Source organism: Rhizobium sullae, assembly GCF_025200715.1.
Taxonomy (GTDB): domain Bacteria; phylum Pseudomonadota; class Alphaproteobacteria; order Rhizobiales; family Rhizobiaceae; genus Rhizobium; species Rhizobium sullae.
Window position 1 is genome coordinate 443,090 of sequence record NZ_CP104143.1, and the last position, 16,700, is coordinate 459,789.

The 16,700-nt window shown below is 59.9% G+C and carries 16 protein-coding genes; 10 read left to right on the top strand and 6 right to left on the bottom strand.

Annotated features, from left to right (window positions below):
- The first annotated feature begins 107 nt into the window (after positions 1-107).
- On the top strand, positions 108-1,469 hold the full coding sequence (locus N2599_RS02190) for a putative bifunctional diguanylate cyclase/phosphodiesterase (RefSeq protein WP_037140694.1): 1,362 nt from the start codon (positions 108-110) through the stop codon (positions 1,467-1,469).
- A gap of 167 nt (positions 1,470-1,636) precedes the next feature.
- Here N2599_RS02190 and N2599_RS02195 read toward each other — a convergent pair whose 3' ends face one another.
- From N2599_RS02195 to N2599_RS02215, 5 genes are all read right to left on the bottom strand, one after another.
- Positions 1,637-2,248, bottom strand: coding sequence for a PRC-barrel domain-containing protein (locus N2599_RS02195; RefSeq protein ID WP_027507805.1), 612 nt, complete (start codon positions 2,246-2,248; stop codon positions 1,637-1,639).
- Positions 2,249-2,490: 242 nt separating this feature from the next.
- Positions 2,491-3,378: an SMP-30/gluconolactonase/LRE family protein gene (locus tag N2599_RS02200; protein ID WP_027507804.1), complete on the bottom strand. Its 888-nt coding sequence runs from the start codon at positions 3,376-3,378 to the stop codon at positions 2,491-2,493.
- Between the two features lie 4 nt (positions 3,379-3,382).
- Positions 3,383-4,015 carry a 2-dehydro-3-deoxy-6-phosphogalactonate aldolase gene (locus tag N2599_RS02205; protein ID WP_027507803.1) on the bottom strand — a complete coding sequence of 211 codons (633 nt, stop codon included), beginning with the start codon at positions 4,013-4,015 and terminating at the stop codon, positions 3,383-3,385.
- 13 nt (positions 4,016-4,028) lie between these two features.
- Positions 4,029-4,946 (bottom strand): 2-dehydro-3-deoxygalactonokinase, encoded by a 918-nt coding sequence (locus tag N2599_RS02210; RefSeq protein ID WP_027507802.1) that lies wholly within the window; start codon positions 4,944-4,946, stop codon positions 4,029-4,031.
- Positions 4,946-5,716: an SDR family NAD(P)-dependent oxidoreductase gene (locus tag N2599_RS02215; protein ID WP_027507801.1), complete on the bottom strand. Its 771-nt coding sequence runs from the start codon at positions 5,714-5,716 to the stop codon at positions 4,946-4,948. The genes N2599_RS02210 and N2599_RS02215 overlap by 1 nt, the downstream gene beginning before the upstream one ends.
- 97 nt (positions 5,717-5,813) lie before the next feature.
- Here N2599_RS02215 and N2599_RS02220 point away from each other — a divergent pair, with 97 nt between their 5' ends.
- Together N2599_RS02220 and N2599_RS02225 are read left to right on the top strand one after the other, a co-directional pair.
- The gene (locus tag N2599_RS02220) at positions 5,814-6,608 is read left to right on the top strand and encodes an IclR family transcriptional regulator (RefSeq protein ID WP_027507800.1); all 795 of its coding nucleotides are present in this window, start codon (positions 5,814-5,816) and stop codon (positions 6,606-6,608) included.
- Between the two features lie 233 nt (positions 6,609-6,841).
- Entirely contained in the window at positions 6,842-7,573 is a 732-nt protein-coding gene (locus N2599_RS02225; protein WP_027507799.1) for a helix-turn-helix transcriptional regulator, read from the top strand.
- 63 nt (positions 7,574-7,636) lie between these two features.
- On the opposite strand, the gene N2599_RS02230 is transcribed toward N2599_RS02225, so the two are convergent.
- The gene (locus N2599_RS02230; RefSeq protein ID WP_027507798.1) at positions 7,637-8,611 is read right to left on the bottom strand and encodes a small ribosomal subunit Rsm22 family protein; all 975 of its coding nucleotides are present in this window, start codon (positions 8,609-8,611) and stop codon (positions 7,637-7,639) included.
- Between the two features lie 512 nt (positions 8,612-9,123).
- On the opposite strand from N2599_RS02230, the gene apbC reads away from it, so the two are divergent.
- The 7 genes from apbC to N2599_RS02265 all read left to right on the top strand — a co-directional run bounded on the left by apbC (position 9,124) and on the right by N2599_RS02265 (position 16,661).
- Positions 9,124-10,284: an iron-sulfur cluster carrier protein ApbC gene (apbC, locus tag N2599_RS02235; protein ID WP_027507797.1), complete on the top strand. Its 1,161-nt coding sequence runs from the start codon at positions 9,124-9,126 to the stop codon at positions 10,282-10,284.
- Between the two features lie 410 nt (positions 10,285-10,694).
- Positions 10,695-11,672 carry a magnesium transporter CorA family protein gene (locus N2599_RS02240; RefSeq protein WP_027507796.1) on the top strand — a complete coding sequence of 326 codons (978 nt, stop codon included), beginning with the start codon at positions 10,695-10,697 and terminating at the stop codon, positions 11,670-11,672.
- 17 nt (positions 11,673-11,689) lie between these two features.
- Positions 11,690-13,588 carry a potassium transporter Kup gene (locus tag N2599_RS02245; protein WP_027507795.1) on the top strand — a complete coding sequence of 633 codons (1,899 nt, stop codon included), beginning with the start codon at positions 11,690-11,692 and terminating at the stop codon, positions 13,586-13,588.
- Between the two features lie 148 nt (positions 13,589-13,736).
- On the top strand, positions 13,737-14,915 hold the full coding sequence (locus N2599_RS02250; RefSeq protein WP_027507794.1) for a cell wall hydrolase: 1,179 nt from the start codon (positions 13,737-13,739) through the stop codon (positions 14,913-14,915).
- Positions 14,916-15,197: 282 nt separating this feature from the next.
- Positions 15,198-15,542, top strand: coding sequence for an AtpZ/AtpI family protein (locus tag N2599_RS02255; RefSeq protein ID WP_027507793.1), 345 nt, complete (start codon positions 15,198-15,200; stop codon positions 15,540-15,542).
- Positions 15,543-15,612: 70 nt separating this feature from the next.
- Positions 15,613-16,365 (top strand): F0F1 ATP synthase subunit A, encoded by a 753-nt coding sequence (locus N2599_RS02260; RefSeq protein WP_027507792.1) that lies wholly within the window; start codon positions 15,613-15,615, stop codon positions 16,363-16,365.
- Positions 16,366-16,433: 68 nt separating this feature from the next.
- On the top strand, positions 16,434-16,661 hold the full coding sequence (locus N2599_RS02265) for a F0F1 ATP synthase subunit C (RefSeq protein WP_027507791.1): 228 nt from the start codon (positions 16,434-16,436) through the stop codon (positions 16,659-16,661).
- Positions 16,662-16,700 lie beyond the last annotated feature (39 nt).

Consider the following 16,700-nt stretch of genomic DNA (forward strand, 5'->3'; position numbering starts at 1 on the left):
TTGCCGCTGGCTCATGCCGGGGGCGGCTTCGAGCCGGCTTACTATCGGTTTGTTAAGACTTGCCCGCCATTCTTCCCGAAGGGAGTGACGAAATCTCAGGTTGAACGATGAAGTCGGTGGACATACCCTTCTTGCCTGTGAGCCAGAACGAGCTACAGGCCATGGCTTACACCGATCCGCTGACCGGGCTCGGCAACCGACACCGCATGCGCGACAGGGTCACCCAGATTTCCACCGAACGCGCGAGCGATCCGGCGCCGTTCACCGTCGGCATCGCCAACCTCGATTCTTTCAAGCCGATCAATGACCTCTTCGGTTCTGCAGCCGGCGACGAAATTCTCTGCCAGGTGGCTCATCGCCTCAAGGCATGTATTCCGGACGGTGCACTGGTCACCCGCCACGACGGTGACGAATTCGCTTTTGTGCTGCCGCTGATCTTCGAGCGCGCGAGTGCTGAAAAGTTCGGCCAAATGATCCGCGAGGTCTTGTCTGCGCCCTATGATCTCGGCGACCGCAATGTCCGGCTTTCCTCCTCCTTCGGCTTTGCGATCTACCCTTTTGCCGGCGCAGAATTCGATGAGCTTCTGAAAAGCGCTGAAACCGCTCTCTATCGTTCCAAACGCCGCGGCCGCAGCCAGATTACCGTCTATTCGAGCGAGATCGCGCAGGAGATGAAGCGCGCGACGCAACTCGAGCAGGCGCTCCGAAATGCCATCATCTCGGACGCCATCGATGTGCATTTCCAGCCGATCGTCTCCCTGTCGAATAGTCAGGTCGTCGGTTTTGAGGCCTTGGCACGCTGGAACGATCCTGATCTCGGTTTCGTTTCGCCGGGCGTCTTCGTGCCGCTTGCCGAAGAACGCGGCTTTATCGACGCGCTGTCGGAAACCTTGCTTCGGAAGGCGGCGGAGGCAGCACTCTCCTGGCCCCGCGAACTGTTCCTGTCCTTCAACTTGTCCTCCGCGCAGCTCATGGATCCCGGCACGAGCAGTAACGTGCTCTCCATCCTCGGCCGCGTCGGATTCGATCCGCACCGGCTGGAGCTGGAAATCACCGAAACGGCCGTCATGAGCTCTGCCGACACCGCCCACCGCATCCTTTCCGATCTGCGGCAGGCGGGCGTGCGCATCTCGCTCGACGATTTCGGCACCGGTCAATCGAGCCTCGGGCGCCTGCGCGACTTCATCTTCGACAAGGTGAAGATCGACCGCGCCTTCGTCTCGCGCATCAATTCCGATCGCGCCTCCGAGCATATCATCAAGGCGATCCTGACGATGTGCGAGGGGCTCGATCTCGAAGTGGTTGCCGAGGGCATCGAAGATTATTCGGAGGCCGTGAAGCTGCGGTCGCTCGGTTGCGGCATGGGGCAGGGCTACCATTTCGGCAAGCCTGCAGACAGTATCGCGACGTTGCGCTTCCTCCACGAGAACTATTACGATGCGACCGCGATCGATCGCGTGCCGGCCTGAAACCTGCGCAAGGCATGCAATTCATCCTGCCCGCGCCATGATGCTTGTTCAAGCATCTGACACTGATGTCCATGCGGCAATCTACGACGCCTCGCGCTTTTACTCTCTATAGAAAACGGCGGCGCCCAACTGGGCACCGCCGCCTACGCTATACTCACCGCGCGGGATTACTTATTGGTCGAACCCGTAGCGGTCGGGTCTGACGGCATCGTGCCCGAAGGCGCCGGAGCCCTTTCAGCAGCCAGGGCCTGCAGGGTCTTGAATTCGGGAGCGGCCTTCAGAGAGTCTACCGTTTCGGAGGTCGTCAGCTTAAGGCTGCCGTCCTGAGTGTTCTGGGCAACGGTGATCTTGTCCATCGGCACTGCGACGTTCTTTTCGCCGAGACCAATGAAGCCGCCAACACCAATCACAGCAGCAACCAAGCCGCCATCTTTCTTCATGATCAGGTCGTTGACGCTACCGATGCTTTCGTTCTGGCCGCTATAGACAGACTGGCCAATATAGGAATTGGCGCTGATCTGGTCCGGACCCTGTTCTGTCAGGTATCCGCCAGCACCTGCCTGCGCCGTATCTGTCGTTGGGGCCGGGGCCGGAGCCTGGGCCTCGTTACCAGCCGGAGCGGTTGCATTCGGCATCTTTGGTGCTGCCGGGTCGGCCGGAGCCGTCTGGGTTGCATCGGGGGTGGCCGGCTGCGGTGCGGTCTGCGAGAACGCCGCCGGCGCGAAAGCCGTGGCAAACAAGGCGCCAGCGGCAACGGTCGTCAGAAGTTTGCGTGTCATTTCGAACCTACCTTTGTGTTCCTCGAGTGGTCTTAAGCGCGGCCGCCGGTTCTGTTCTTGGCGTCTTTTTCCGTGCCGGTTCAAAAGGAAAATGACTGGATAGGCTTTTGGTTCCGGGAATAGACACCGAAAATCGCGCGATCTTCACGGAATTTTTATCGATATGCGTGTGATTTTGGCGGCTGCAACGAATACGGCGCGCTTCCGCCGGAAACGCGCCGTATTCGTTGAAGATTTGCTTTTCAGAGCACGTAGACCGGGTCGAAAACGCCCTTAACCGTCACGCCAAGCTCCAGCAGCGCACCGGCCTGCGGCTGCGATGAGCGCGCGGTGTCGTCGAGCCCTTCCCAGGCGGTCGTCACTGCCAGCCGGTCCGCATTGACGCCGATGAAGGCCGGACAGGAGGGCTGTGCGGCAGGAACCTTGTAGCGGGCGATACGCAGGCCGTCCGGGCTGTACCGGTCGACGACGCCTGCACCCCAGCGTGCATTCCAGATATAGCCGTCCGCGTCGCAGACGGAACCATCGAGGCCGCCGGGATCATCCATGCTGTCGACCATCACGATCGGCTCGCCCGCCGGAAGCCCTGTCTGCGGATCGACCATCACGCGCATGAGGCGGCTGATGCGCGTATCCGTGTAATAGCCGATTGTGCCGTCGGGCGAGAAGCAGATTGAATTAGGAATGCTGATGCCGCTGAAGATCTTCGTCACCTTGCCGCCTGCAACGTGATAGATCGCGCCTGCCTGGCTCTCCGCCCGCTTGCTCATCGTACTGATCCAGAGTGCGCCGGATGGGTGCGTTCGGCCGTCATTCGAGCGGTTTTCCGGGTTGTCGTTTTCAAGCGCGGCATAGAAGGTCAGATTGCCGTTGCCAATATCGCGGACGAAAAGCCCTTCTTCGGTTGCGAGCAACTGGCGCTTGTCGTCGATGCGCGCAAGCACGCTCGCCATCATCGGAAGCGGATGCATCTTCTTTTCTTCAGTGCCGAGGTTCAATTCGTGCAGTTCCTTGCCGAGGATGTTGAACCACCAGACGGTGTCGGTGTCCGGATCGTAGGTCGGGCCTTCGCCAAGTACCGAACTGGTATTGCAAAGCGTTTTGCCCTCGAACTCGTAAATCTCAGTCATATGCCTACGCTCCTACGGCTGCGTCATAGGCGTAAATGGTAGCCTTGGCGCGCTCGGCAACCTCCGCGGCCGTCATTCCGGGCATGTAAATGCTGGTGCCGAGGCCGAAGGCCAGAATGCCCGCTTTCGTGTAGTCCGCGAAATTCTTGTCGGAGACTCCGCCGACCGCCGCAATCACGAGATCGGGCGGCAGAATGGCGCGAATGGCCGTTATGCCCGAAGGTCCAAGCACGCTGGCGGGGAAGAACTTCAGGCCCGTAGCGCCTGCGCGGGCGGCGGCGAGGGCCTCGGTCGGCGTGAAGACGCCCGGCATCGAGACCATCTCGTAGCTGCGCGCGCGGATGATGACGTCAGGCTCGACATTCGGCGTGACGAGCAATTTGCCGCCGGCGTTGTGAAGGCTGTCGACGGCATCGACCGTCAGCACGGTGCCCGCGCCGATCAGGCATCCCGGCGGTGCCATTTTCGCGGCAATTTCGATCGACTTGAAGGCCTCGGGCGAATTCAGCGGGATTTCGATCGCAGTGAGGCCGTTGTCGATCAGCGCGCTGACGACGCTTTCGGTTTCCTCCGGCTTGATGCCGCGCAGAATGGCGATGAGCGGACGCTTCATGGAAGGGAAAGGGATGCGGTTGATCATGAGAAATTCCTCAATTCGGCCAGATGGCTTCGGCAGCGGCCGAAAGCCCGCGGCGCACGGCCGTGTCGGCATCGATGGCGGTGTATTTTACAGATAGGAACTTGAAGGCCGTTTCATAAAGGCCCTGGAGGTGGCCCGAAGCGACGAGCGTGACAGGCGTGTCGTTCGGAGCATCGGAAAGCGCGCCGGCGATTTCGAGACCGATCAGTGTGCCGGAAATCCTTGCCTGCGCACCGGCCGCTGTCAGTCCGTGAAGAAGCTGGCCCGAGCGTGCGGTAAAGAGAAGGTTGGACGCAATGGCAGGCTGCCTAAAAGCGGCCGAAACCGCTGCCTTGAAGGCGGAATTGCCCGCCTGAGCCTCGTCGGCGCCCGCAACGGCATGCGACAGGATCGTATGCTTGCTGATCGCGTCGAAGAGTTCGCCGGTCATGAAGGTCGAAAACCCGATCACTTCGCCATCCTGGACATGAACCCATTTCGAGTGCGTGCCTGGCATGCAGACGGCCTGCAATCCCTTGCTGTCGGGGCCAAGTGCGCCGAGCAATTGCGTTTCCTCTCCGCGCATGACGTCGGGCGATGCCTTGTCGCGCTGGGCAAGGCCGGGGAGGATACGGACATCCCGGCTTTGGCCCGGAACGGAAACGGCGCCGGCGAGGATCGAAGAAATCGAGGCGGGCACGTCGATATAGCCCGCCTCGATCCAGCCCTGCTTGGCGCCGACCATGCCGCAGGCGATGACGGGCACGTTTTCGGGCACCGAGAGTGCGGCGAGATGCGACGCCAGCACATCGGCAAAGCCGGACTTGGCCGCCGTTGTCATGCCGTCGCCGCTGCGGCGCTCGCCAAGAACGCTGCCGTCCTTACCGATCAGCCAGAGCCTGAAACTGCTCGTACCCCAATCCACCGCGACATAAGCGGGATTTGCCATCAGAAAATGCCTCCATCGACAATCAAGGACTGCGCCGTCACCGCGGTCGCGCAGTCGGATGCAAGAAACAGACACGGACCGACGATCGCATCGGCATGCAGGACCTTCTTGAGGCATTGCCGCTTGATGGTCTGCGCAATGCCCTCTTCGGTCAGCCAGAGCTTCATCTGCCGTTCGGTCACGATCATGCCTGGCAGGATGCAGTTGACGCGGATATTGTCCGGACCAAGTTTGCCCGCCAGGCTCTTGGTGAGACCGATCACGCCGGCCTTGGCAGTGGAATAGGCCGGAAAATCCGGCATGTTCAGGAGAAATGCGATCGATGACATGTTGATGATCGCGCCGCCGCCTGCCGCCCGCATGGAAGGCGCGACAGCTTGGGCGGTGAAGAAGACATGGCGGAGGTTCGTCGCTTGGTTGTTGTCCCAGTATTCTTCGGTGACTGCGTCGAAATCATGCCGGTCGTCCCAGGCCGCATTGTTGACGAGCACAGTGATCGGTCCCGATTGTGCGACCACGGCATCAACGGTCTGCCGGATCGCGCCGATATCGCGAAGGTCGGCCTTGAAGAAATGCACAGGATGCTCGCAATCGCGGGAGAGCCGCATCGCGAGTTCCCGGCTTTCCGTTTCGGCGATGTCGATGAAGGAAACCTTCGCACCCTGCCGGGCGAAGCCCTCGACGATCGCCGCACCGATGCCGGCGCCGCCGCCCGTTACGAGCACGCTACGATCCGTGAATTCCGGAAACTGCGCGACTACACCGCTCACGGTACTCTCCAATGTTCCGTTATTTGGAACTCAATTTGACTATGTGGAATTATCCGATTACGCTGCCAGCTGTGTCAAGGCCGACGGTAGGCAATCAATGGCTCTACGAAAAGATATATCGAGAGAAAATGAAACGGGGACCTTGGGCAAGGCGATAGCGCTACTCGACCTCGTGACGCATGCCGAACGTCCCCTGCGCTTTACCGATATTCTTGCTCTCGCCGGCCAGCCGCGCGGCACGTTGCACCGCCAACTCGGCCATCTCGTCGAAGAAGGGCTCCTGGAATTCGACGCCGACGGACGCTATGCGCCGGGCTTGCGGCTTCTCGATCTCGCATCGCGAAGCTGGGCGAAGAACGAATTCCGGCTGATTACCGAACCGCATCTCAGGCATCTGCAGCAGATGAGCGGCGAGACCGTCCATCTTGGCGTTCTGCGCGGAGCCTCTATCATCTACCTCGACAAGATCGAAGGTCAGCAGTCTGTCCGCATGTATTCGCAGATCGGCAACGCCTCGCCCGTCTATTGCACCGGCGTCGGCAAGGCTGCTCTTTCGGTTTTGCCGGACGATGCGCTGGAAGCGCTGGTGCGACGGCTCTCCTTCGATAGCTTCACGCCGCAGACCCTAGTTTCGGCCGAGGCATTGCTGGCCGAAGTGACGATAATCCGCAAAACCGGCTTCGCCTTCGACCGCGAGGAGCACGAGCCAGGTATCCGCTGCATCGCGGCGCCAATCGGGATGGAGGATGGAAGCTTTACCGGCGGCGTTTCGATCACCGGTCCGGCCTACAGGCTGACGATCGAGCGTCTCGAGGAATGGGCGATCCCCATAAAGCAGGCTGCGGCATGCATCGCGGATGCGATGCGCGTCCGTCTCGGCCCGCGCCGATAGCAGCCTACGTGACGATGCATTCGGGTGGACGCTTTCACAGAGCACGCTTATGATGCGTGCGATATTGAGATTTGGCTGCGAATCACGCCAACTGCGGTAGTTTGTTAAATCGTATAGTCTCTTCGGCCATTGTATTTCGGCCAGGTTGTTTTTTATTTCATGCGGGCGCGTTTGGCTTGCGGGCACAAATTGATCTGAAACGGCGCCGCCGCTCTTGAGAAGACGAAAAGTAGATGACAGCACTGTCACGGGCATCTTTCGATGCAGATGGATATATTCAGGAAATTGCGGGTCTGAAGACCCAGTTCGACATCTTCCGCTTCATGAAGCGCGTGACGGAAGCTTGCCGGAGCAGGGCGTTCATGGTCCTCAACTTGCCACCGGTCACGTCATTCGAACTCCAAAGTGCGACGGTGATCACCAGTTGGCCGGCCGAGCTCCTGTCGCTTTACGATCAGGAAAACCTGCTGGCGAACAGCCCTGTCATACGCCGTCTGCGCACGTCGTCGGTTCCCTTTTTCGTCGACGTCACCAAGGGCCATCGGCGGGACGACGGCAAGACTTCAACGGCCGTGACGCTTTTCGAGCGCTTCAAGATGATGCGTTGCGCGTTTTTCCCGACACACGAGCCATCAGGCATGCGGGGTGCGGTCTCGTTCGCGGGCGATCGCGAACCCTTCGCGCCCGAGGAGATGCGGGACCTTTTCTATATCTCTATCCATGTCTTCGACAGGCTCGCCGAAATCCGCAGCCTCGATACACGCATGACGGATGCGCTGACGGATCGCGAAATCGATTGCCTGAACTGGACGGCGGCAGGAAAGACCAGTGCCGAAATCGCCGATATCCTCAATCTCTCGGAGCATACCGTCAATCACTACCTGAATCGCGCAACGAAGAAGCTCGACACGGTCAACCGGACGCAGGCCGTCGCCAAGGCGCTGCGCATCGGCATCATCAAGTGACCCTGCTGAAAATATTGGCAGTTTGGCTCAAAAGATGAGCAGGGTTGCTTCCTTCATTCGTTGCTATTCTCGGTCGCTTTCCAGCGCGTCGCCCCAATTCGCCCGTCGCGCCCATTTGAAGGTGGCGCCATCGCGTTTGGAGAAGGTGCGCTCGCCGGCCGTTCCGTCGCTTTGACAGAGCTTCAGTCTGATCACCCCGCCCGGGCCCTGAGGCGGCGCGATGATGCGGGCCTGGGGAGCCTCGTCTGCCAAACGGCTTGCGGCGATGAAGATATATTTTTCGTCCTCCCACGGCACGTCCGCATCCTTGACCAGCCGGTGCATTTTCGAACGGGCGACGCGGCGTGAAAAATGACACCAATCCGGCCGCGTGAGAGGACAGTCCGTTGCATGCGGGCAGGGTGCTACCAGGTGCGCCCCTTTTGAGAGCAGCAGATCACGCGCCGTGAGAATACGGTCCCAGCCGGCCGGTGTTCCGGGTTCGATGATGACGAGCGTGTCTAGCGTCAGCGCCCAGAGCTTGTCGATCGACGCGGCGATCTGATGCGGCTCTATCTCATCGAGCACATAGGCGATGGTGACAAGATCGGCGGGCGCGATTTTCGGCAACGCCTTGATAAGATTGCCATCCAGCCAATCTGTCTGGAGGTCGAGCCTCTCCGAGAGTTTTCTTCCGACGTCGCGGATTGCGTCGCTTGCCTCCACCATCACGGCGCTTTTGATCTCCGGCCAGCAGCCAGCGGCGGCCCAGAGTGCCGAGCCTGGACCAGCCCCGACATCCACGAAATGCTCAGGCGCGAAATCGGGCCGGACTTCCGAAATCATTTCATAGGCGGCGCGGATCGCGGCATATGTGGCGGGCAGCCGTGCGGCGAGATAAGCCTTGGCTGCAAGACCGTCGCTGATGTGGAAGCTGCCGTCGCGCAGTTCCTGGCGATAACGGCTGGAAAGGCGTGCTGCGGCGCGCTTCAGCCCGTCGAGCGGCTGGCCCTCCAGCATCTCCTCTACCTGTTCGCGCAATATTCTTGGCAATTCCATCGCTGTCGCCCGTGTTGATCGATCACGCCATACAGCCGGGTAACTGCCATGCCAAGCGGCATATGAAGCGCTTGCCTATCATCATCTGGCACGAGCCTTGCTTCCTAGTCTGCAGAGGTCCAGAGGGGACTTTGGAAGAGCGCCAAAAAAGAACGGCGCCATCGGCAACCCGCCGTCCGGCAGCGTTGATGCATGTCTCCTGCAGCCGTTGCCGGCGGCGGTTGTTGCCTTTTTGTAACGACCCTCCCATGATGTCGCTCCACCCCGTGTTTTGGGGTGATTTTCCCTCTGGTCATTTCCGGACATTGTTCTACTTCGGCCTGCGTTGCGCCGGGTATCGGGCAGACCGTTGCGGCCATCGGGGCGAAAGCCCGGCGGACCAGATGGCCGCAACGGATTTCGCCACGAACTTGATCGAGCGCGATTTCCGTCGCCCTTGATGCCGATTTCGTTTGGCGAAGCCACAGCCCTCCACTATCTACCTCTTTTCAAAGACTGTGCGTGAGGGTGGAATGACGGACGTCACCAAGGAACAGGTTCTCGAAACGCTGAAGACCGTGCGTGGTCCCGATCTCGAACATAATATCGTCGAGCTCGGCATGATATCGGACGTCTTCATTTCGGACGGCAAGGTCTATTTCTCGATCACCGTTCCGGCCGAGCGCGCCAAAGAGCTCGAGCCGCTGCGTCTGGCCGCCGAGCGCGTCATCAAGGAACTGCCGGGCGTGAAGGGTGCGCTCGTGGCACTGACCGCCGACAAGAAGGCGGCCCCCGCATCCGCACCCGCCGCGCGTCCCGCAGCAGCTCATGCCAGCCACGGCCATGAGGGCCATGCACATGCCCCGCAGCAACAGCCGCCGCGCGCCGGCAAGATCGGCGTGCCCGGCATCAATGCGATCATAGCGGTTGCCTCCGGCAAGGGCGGCGTCGGCAAGTCGACGACAGCCGTCAATCTCGCGCTCGGCCTGCAAGCGAACGGGCTTCGCGTCGGCATTCTCGACGCCGATATCTACGGCCCCTCTATGCCGCGTCTTCTGAAGATTTCCGGCCGCCCGACGCAGATCGACGGCCGCATCATCAATCCGATGGAAAATTACGGCCTCAAGGTCATGTCGATGGGTTTCCTCGTCGATGAGGAGACGGCGATGATCTGGCGCGGCCCGATGGTGCAGTCGGCAATCATGCAGATGCTGCGTGAAGTCGCCTGGGGCGAACTGGACGTACTGGTCGTCGATATGCCGCCCGGCACCGGCGATGCGCAGCTGACGATGGCCCAGCAGGTGCCGCTTGCGGGCGCTGTCATCGTCTCCACGCCGCAGGATCTGGCGCTTGTCGATGCCCGCAAGGGGCTTAATATGTTCCGCAAAGTGGAAGTCCCGGTTCTCGGCATCATCGAGAACATGAGCTATTTCATCGCGCCGGATACCGGTACGCGTTACGACATTTTCGGCCATGGCGGTGCGCGCAAGGAAGCCGAGCGCATTGGCGTGCCCTTCCTTGGCGAGGTTCCGCTGACGATCAACATCCGCGAAACCTCGGATGCAGGCACGCCGCTCGTCGCCTCCGAGCCGAACGGCATTGTGGCGGGCATTTATCGCAATATCGCTTTGAAGGTCTGGGAACAGCTCGGCGGTCAGCCGCAGCGCCAGGCGCCAACGATCGTTTTCGAGTAGCTGTTTCAGTCCGCCGCATACCCAAATTATGGGGGAAATGTGGTGAAATTGCCCGGTTCACGTAAGATGACTTGATTATTTCACAGCTTTCCGTCATATGGCCCGCCGTCGCCATGATGGCGGTTTCTGCGGATGCTCGATGATGGCCGCCCTGCTTGAAAAGTTTCGGCCAGCCTGCATGTTCGGAGTTATCTTGTCGATCGAAGGATTGGTGACTGCGATGCGGTTGAGCAGAATGCACGGCCGGGTTGTGACCGGATGCAGCTGGAGTTGTATGAACGTTTTTCCGCGTCCGGCAAGATCGAAGACTGTTAGCCCGTACGGCGCCGTGACGGCGGCCGTTCCAGTGAAAGGCTTTCGATGAAAAGCGCAGGCATTGCAAGGCATGCCGGCGGCTGGAGCAACGCCCGGTGATCACTGCTTATTGTTCAAATTGCAAGTCGGTCGAAATCCGCGATCTGTCGCACGGCGCGGAGTTTCCGGACGATGTGGTGTGGATCGATCTGCTAGAACCGACCCGGGAGGAGGAGCTCCACGTCGAAAAGATCGTCGGTATCGAGGTTCCGACCCGCGACGACCTGAAGGATATCGAACCGTCGGCACGCCTCTACACTGAAAATGGTGCTACGTTCATGACGGCTTCGCTGGTCTGGAAGGCCGAGACCGAGGCGCCGACGCTGACGGATGTCGCTTTTATCCTTATCGGAAATCGGCTGATCACTATTCGTTACGCCCATCCGAAATCCTTTGCGCTGTTTATTGCAGCCCTTCATCGGGTGCCGGAGGAGTGGCGAAGCGGCGCTGCCCTGCTTGCCAAGCTGCTTGAGACGATCACAGACCGGACCGCGGAAATCCTCGAGGTCTCGGTTGCCCGCATCGACATCCTTTCGATGCACGTCTTCGGCGACCGCGCCAAGAAGGTTCGCAAACCCTCGAACTATCTCGAGGTAAAGCTCCGCGACATCGCCGGCCACCAGCGCCTTGTCAGCAAGGTGCGAGACAGCCTCGCCTCGCTCGCGCGCCTCATGACCTTCTTCTACACGATCCCCGCGGTTCAGAAGGATCAGGCGACGAAGGAACTATCGCGCACTGTCTCGCGCGATATCCAGTCGCTGACGGAGCACGCCTCTTACGTTGCCGGAAACATCACCTTCCTGCTCGACGCCTCGCTCGGCCTCATCAATATCGAGCAGAACTCGATCATCAAGATCTTCTCGATCGCATCCGTCGTGTTCTTGCCGCCCACACTTGTCGCATCGATTTATGGTATGAATTTCGAATTCATGCCGGAACTGCAATGGGCCGCAGGTTACCCCTCTTCGCTGGGCCTGATGGTGCTATCCGCGGTCATTCCGTTCCTCTTTTTCCGATGGAAAGGCTGGCTCTAAGGAGCCTGTTGTCACTAATGTCCAACGAAAGCCATTCGCACGATCGCCACATGACGCCGCGCAAACTCTTCTATCTTGCGCTCGGCTCCGTCGGTGTCGTCTATGGAGATATCGGCACCAGCCCGCTCTACGCATTCCGCGAAGCGCTGAAACCGGTCGCGCATGATGGTCTCACCCGTTTCGAGATCATCAGCCTTATCTCGCTGATGCTCTGGGCGCTGACGATCATCGTCACCCTCAAATATGTCCTGCTGCTGCTACGCGCCGATAACGAAGGCGAGGGCGGTACGCTCTCCCTGCTTGCTCTGTTGATGAAGACGGCGAACGGGCACACCGCGTTGCTGCTTACGCTCGGCATGGCGGGTGCGGCCCTGTTCCTCGGCGACGCGATGATCACGCCGGCGCTGTCGGTTCTGTCTGCCGTTGAAGGCGTCAAGCTGATGGCCCCGAGCCTGTCGGCTTACATAGTGCCGATTTCGGCCGCCATTCTTGTCTTGCTCTTCGTTTTCCAATCGCACGGTACCGGCGCCATGGGCCGTTTTTTCGGACCGATCACCGCACTCTGGTTCATCGTCCTAGCGATTGCCGGCGTCTCGCACATCTCCGACGACTACGGCATCCTGGCAGCCTTCAATCCGTATTATGCCGTCAGCTTCCTGCTCGACGAAGGATTCTACGGCATCGTCGTTCTGGGCGCGGTCTTCCTGACGGTTACCGGCGCCGAAGCGCTCTATGCCGACCTTGGCCATTTCGGCCGCCGCCCGATCCAGTGGGCCTGGTTCGTACTGGTCTTTCCTGCGCTCGCGCTGAACTATCTCGGCCAGGGCGCGCTCGTCCTCGGCAATCCGGAGGCGATGTCCGACCCCTTCTATCTGATGTTCCCGAAGTGGGCGCTGCCTTTCGCTGTCATTCTGGCGACGGCCGCAACGATCATCGCCAGCCAGGCGGTAATCACGGGCGCCTTCTCGCTTGTGCGCCAAGGCATCAACCTCGGATTCCTGCCGCGCATGGAGATCCTCTTCACCTCGGAGACCAATACCGGGCAGATATTCTTGCCGACCGTCAACACCGTGCTCTTTCTGGGCGTCATGTTCCTGGTTATCACGTTCCAGACGTCAGAAGCTCTTGCAACGGCCTATGGTATCTCGGTCACTGGCGCGATGGTCGTCACCACGATCATGGCTTTCGAGTTCGTGCGGACGCGCTGGAACTGGTCGATTCCGGTGGCTGCCATCGTTCTTGTGCCGCTGCTTGTGCTGGAGCTGATCTTCCTCGGTGCCAATCTGCTCAAGATCCATGACGGCGGCTATATCCCGATCCTGATCGCCACCGCCTTCATCGTTGTCATGTGGACCTGGCGCCGCGGCACGGCGCTGCTCATGGAAAAGACCCGGCACACCGACATCCCGCTGCCGTCATTCGTCAGCTCTATCGAACGCAAGAGCGATCATTCGCCCGCCCATGTCCCCGGTACTGCGATTTTCCTCACCAGCGATCCGGAGTCGGCGCCTGCCGCCCTGCTTCACAATCTGAAGCACAACCACGTCCTGCATGACCGCAACGTCATCCTGACGATCCGCACGGTCAACAAGCCGCGCGTTGCGAACTCTGAACGCTACAAGGTCGATCAGGTTTCCGAGCGCTTCTCGCGTGTCGAACTGCTCTTCGGCTTCATGGAAACGCAGAACGTCTCCCAAGCGCTCGCGGCACTCAGAAAGACCGGGTTGAAGTTCGACATCATGACGACCTCCTTCTATCTCGGCCGGCGCAAGCTAGTGCCGGATGCGAAGTCCGGAATGCCCTATTGGCAAGACCGGCTCTATATCGCGCTCGCCAACGCAGCGGCGAACCCCTCCGACTACTTCCGCCTTCCGGCGAATCGCGTGGTCGAACTCGGCTCGCACGTCATCATCTGACATTCCTTCCAAACATTCTTCTCCCCGCCAGGGGAGAAGCCGAAAAACCGCTCACGGATGAATTCTGGGACACCGCATTAACCAAGCATCAAGGTTAATGGGTGATTTTCGTCTGACTGTTGAAGCGTCCCGTGTCCGGAGTCTGGCGTTGCGTCGAAATCGCGTTGTTCGCAGCAAGCTGCGTTCCCTCCCTCAGAGCTGGATTTCACCCGCCATCTTCGGCATTTGCGGGTGGCTCGCATTCCCCACCGTCGCATCGCATGCCGATCTCGCCGCCATGCTCGCGGGGCTTGATCAAAGCCGTGACAACTGGCGCATGGTGATGACCAATTCACCCGCCGGCTCCATTCATCAGGCCGAACTCGCTTTCGCAGATCCGATCGTGACGGGAACGATAGCGGCCGGCGCGGGCATGGTTCTTCCGGATGGCCGCAAGGTCGCCTTCGTCGCGAAGGGCAAGGGCCACGAGGCGACGCCCGATGAGGAGCGCGTCAACCGCGGGGCCAAGAAGGGCCGCATCGTGGCCGTCGAGAAGATGCAGCCGCCGAAGGATTTCTCCGCAGGCTCCATTCTCCAGCGCACGCAGCTCCTGTTCCAGCCGAGCTTCGATCTCAAGGACAAGTCCGCCTTCGTGAAGCCGAAGATCGTGGGCAAGGAAATCGAAATCGCCACCAATTTCTACAGGAAGCAGCCGGTCATGCCGGCGCCTGGTGTTTCGGCGATGCTTGCAAGCCTTGTTACAAACGACAAGGCGGACGTGTTGGCGACCGCCTATGCGCCGGCAGCCCCGGACTACGCCCGTCAATCGCCCTTCGATTCGATCCTTGCCGATCAGGCAAATGACGGCCGTTTCGTTCCCCAGATACGCGCCGGCGATCATGCCTGGGCGGCGAGCATCCTGCCCGCCAGCGTGTTTTCGGCGCGCGAGCAGCAGTGCCTTGCGTCCGGCATCTATTTCGAAGCTCGCGGCGAACCGGTAAAGGGGCAGGCGGCGGTTGCGCAGGTCATCCTCAACCGCGTCAGGAACCCGGCCTATCCGAAAACCATCTGCGGCGTGGTCTACCAGAACGAAGACTGGCGGAACCGCTGCCAGTTTTCCTTTGCCTGCGACAATATCCGCGACCGCGTGAACTCCGAAAATCACTGGCGCGTTGCCCGTGACGTCGCCATGGCAGTCACGGCCGGCAAGATCTGGCTTCCGCAGGTCGGGTCCGCCACCCATTACCATGCCGTTTATGTCCGGCCGAAATGGGCAAGGACCATGGAAAAGGTCGGCCGCATCGGCCTGCACGTCTTCTATCGCACCTATGGCGGCGGGTGGAGCTGACGAAATGTCGGTCCGGCAGCGGATTTCACCGCCGATCATCGGCTTCGAAAGCGGATTCTTTCGCTCGAATTTTCAAGGTGGCCAAAAGTTCGGATCAAATCATTGATTCCGAACGATAATTTTATGGCTGGACATAAGCTTCCTACGCCTTGACTATGGTTTCCCCTAAAACTATGTTGCGCGCGACTTCAGAACGGGCCGAAAGGTTTTCGCACCTTGTGTCCGTTGTCCTGAAAACCGGGGTAGCGGGGATCGCGGACAGCGGAAGACGAGGAGGAAGCCATGACGGATGACCGCGAGGAAAGTCTTGAAAAGCGCCGTGCGCAGCTGGGAGCGAAGCTCAAAGCCAAGCGCATAGATGCGGGAGAGGACGAGGCGAACGAAGCCCGCGCCGAGGTAAGCCGCAAAGGCTATGCTGAGGCGATGAAGCTTTCGAGCGAGTTCATTTCCGCGATCGTCGTCGGTGCCCTTCTTGGCTATCTTTTGGACCGTTTTGTCGGCACGGCGCCTTGGGGAATGATTGTTCTTCTGCTTCTCGGATTCTGTGCCGGTGTTTTGAACGTTCTTCGTTCTGCAGGCAAGGTTGCGAAACCGGGGCCTGGAGAGGCCGAAAACGGCAAGAAATAGGGCAGGGCGGCAGGCGCCTTGCCCAGTGTGATGACCCCGCAATCGCGGGCCAAAGAAGAGAGAACAAGCGGTGGCTAACGATCCGACCCATCAGTTCCTGATCCAGAAGATTGTGCCGATCGAAATCGGCGGAATTGATTTCTCGTTCACCAACGCTTCTCTCTTCATGGCGGCATCCGCTGCCGTTGCCGCAGGCTTCCTTTATTTCTCGACGTCTAACCGTGCGATCGTTCCCGGCCGCTCACAGTCGGTCGCGGAAATGTCCTACGAGTTCATCGCCGGAATGCTGAAGGAAGGTGCAGGAACCAAGGGGATGCAGTTCTTCCCGCTGGTCTTCTCGCTCTTCATGTTCGTGCTGACGGCGAACCTGCTTGGCATGTTCCCGTATTTCTTCACGGTGACGAGCCAGATCATCGTCACCTTCGCCTTGGCGCTGCTCGTCATCGGCACGGTTCTCGTCTACGGCTTCTACAAGCACGGCTTCCATTTCCTGAATGTCTTCGTGCCCTCGGGCGTTCCGGGCATTCTTCTGCCGTTGGTGGTGACGATCGAAATCATCTCCTTCTTGTCCCGCCCCATTTCACTCTCTGTTCGTCTTTTCGCCAACATGCTCGCCGGTCACATCACGCTGAAAGTGTTCGCAGGCTTCGTCGCCTCGCTTGGAGCCTTCGGTGCACTCGGTGTTGGCGGCGCCATCCTTCCCCTCATCATGACGGTCGCCCTGACCGGTCTCGAGTTCCTCGTCGCCTTCCTCCAGGCTTACGTTTTTGCGGTGTTGACTTGTATGTACCTCAACGACGCAATTCACCCGGGTGGCCACTAAGGATACCGACATTGACGTCAAAGGGCGTCAGTCAATTCGCCGCAACAACCATTTCAAAGGAGTTCAACATGGAAGCGGAAGCAGCAAAGTTCATCGGTGCAGGTCTGGCTTGCTTTGGTATGGCCGGTACGGCTCTCGGCCTTGGCAACATCTTCGGCAACTACCTCGCCGGCGCTCTGCGCAACCCGTCTGCTGCTGACAGCCAGTTCGGCCGTCTGGTTTTCGGCTTCGCCGTTACGGAAGCTCTGGGCATCTTCTCGCTGCTCGTCGCTCTCCTTCTGCTCTTCGCCGTCTAATATTGGCGGGATTGAGGGATCACGGCCTGCGACCAGCAA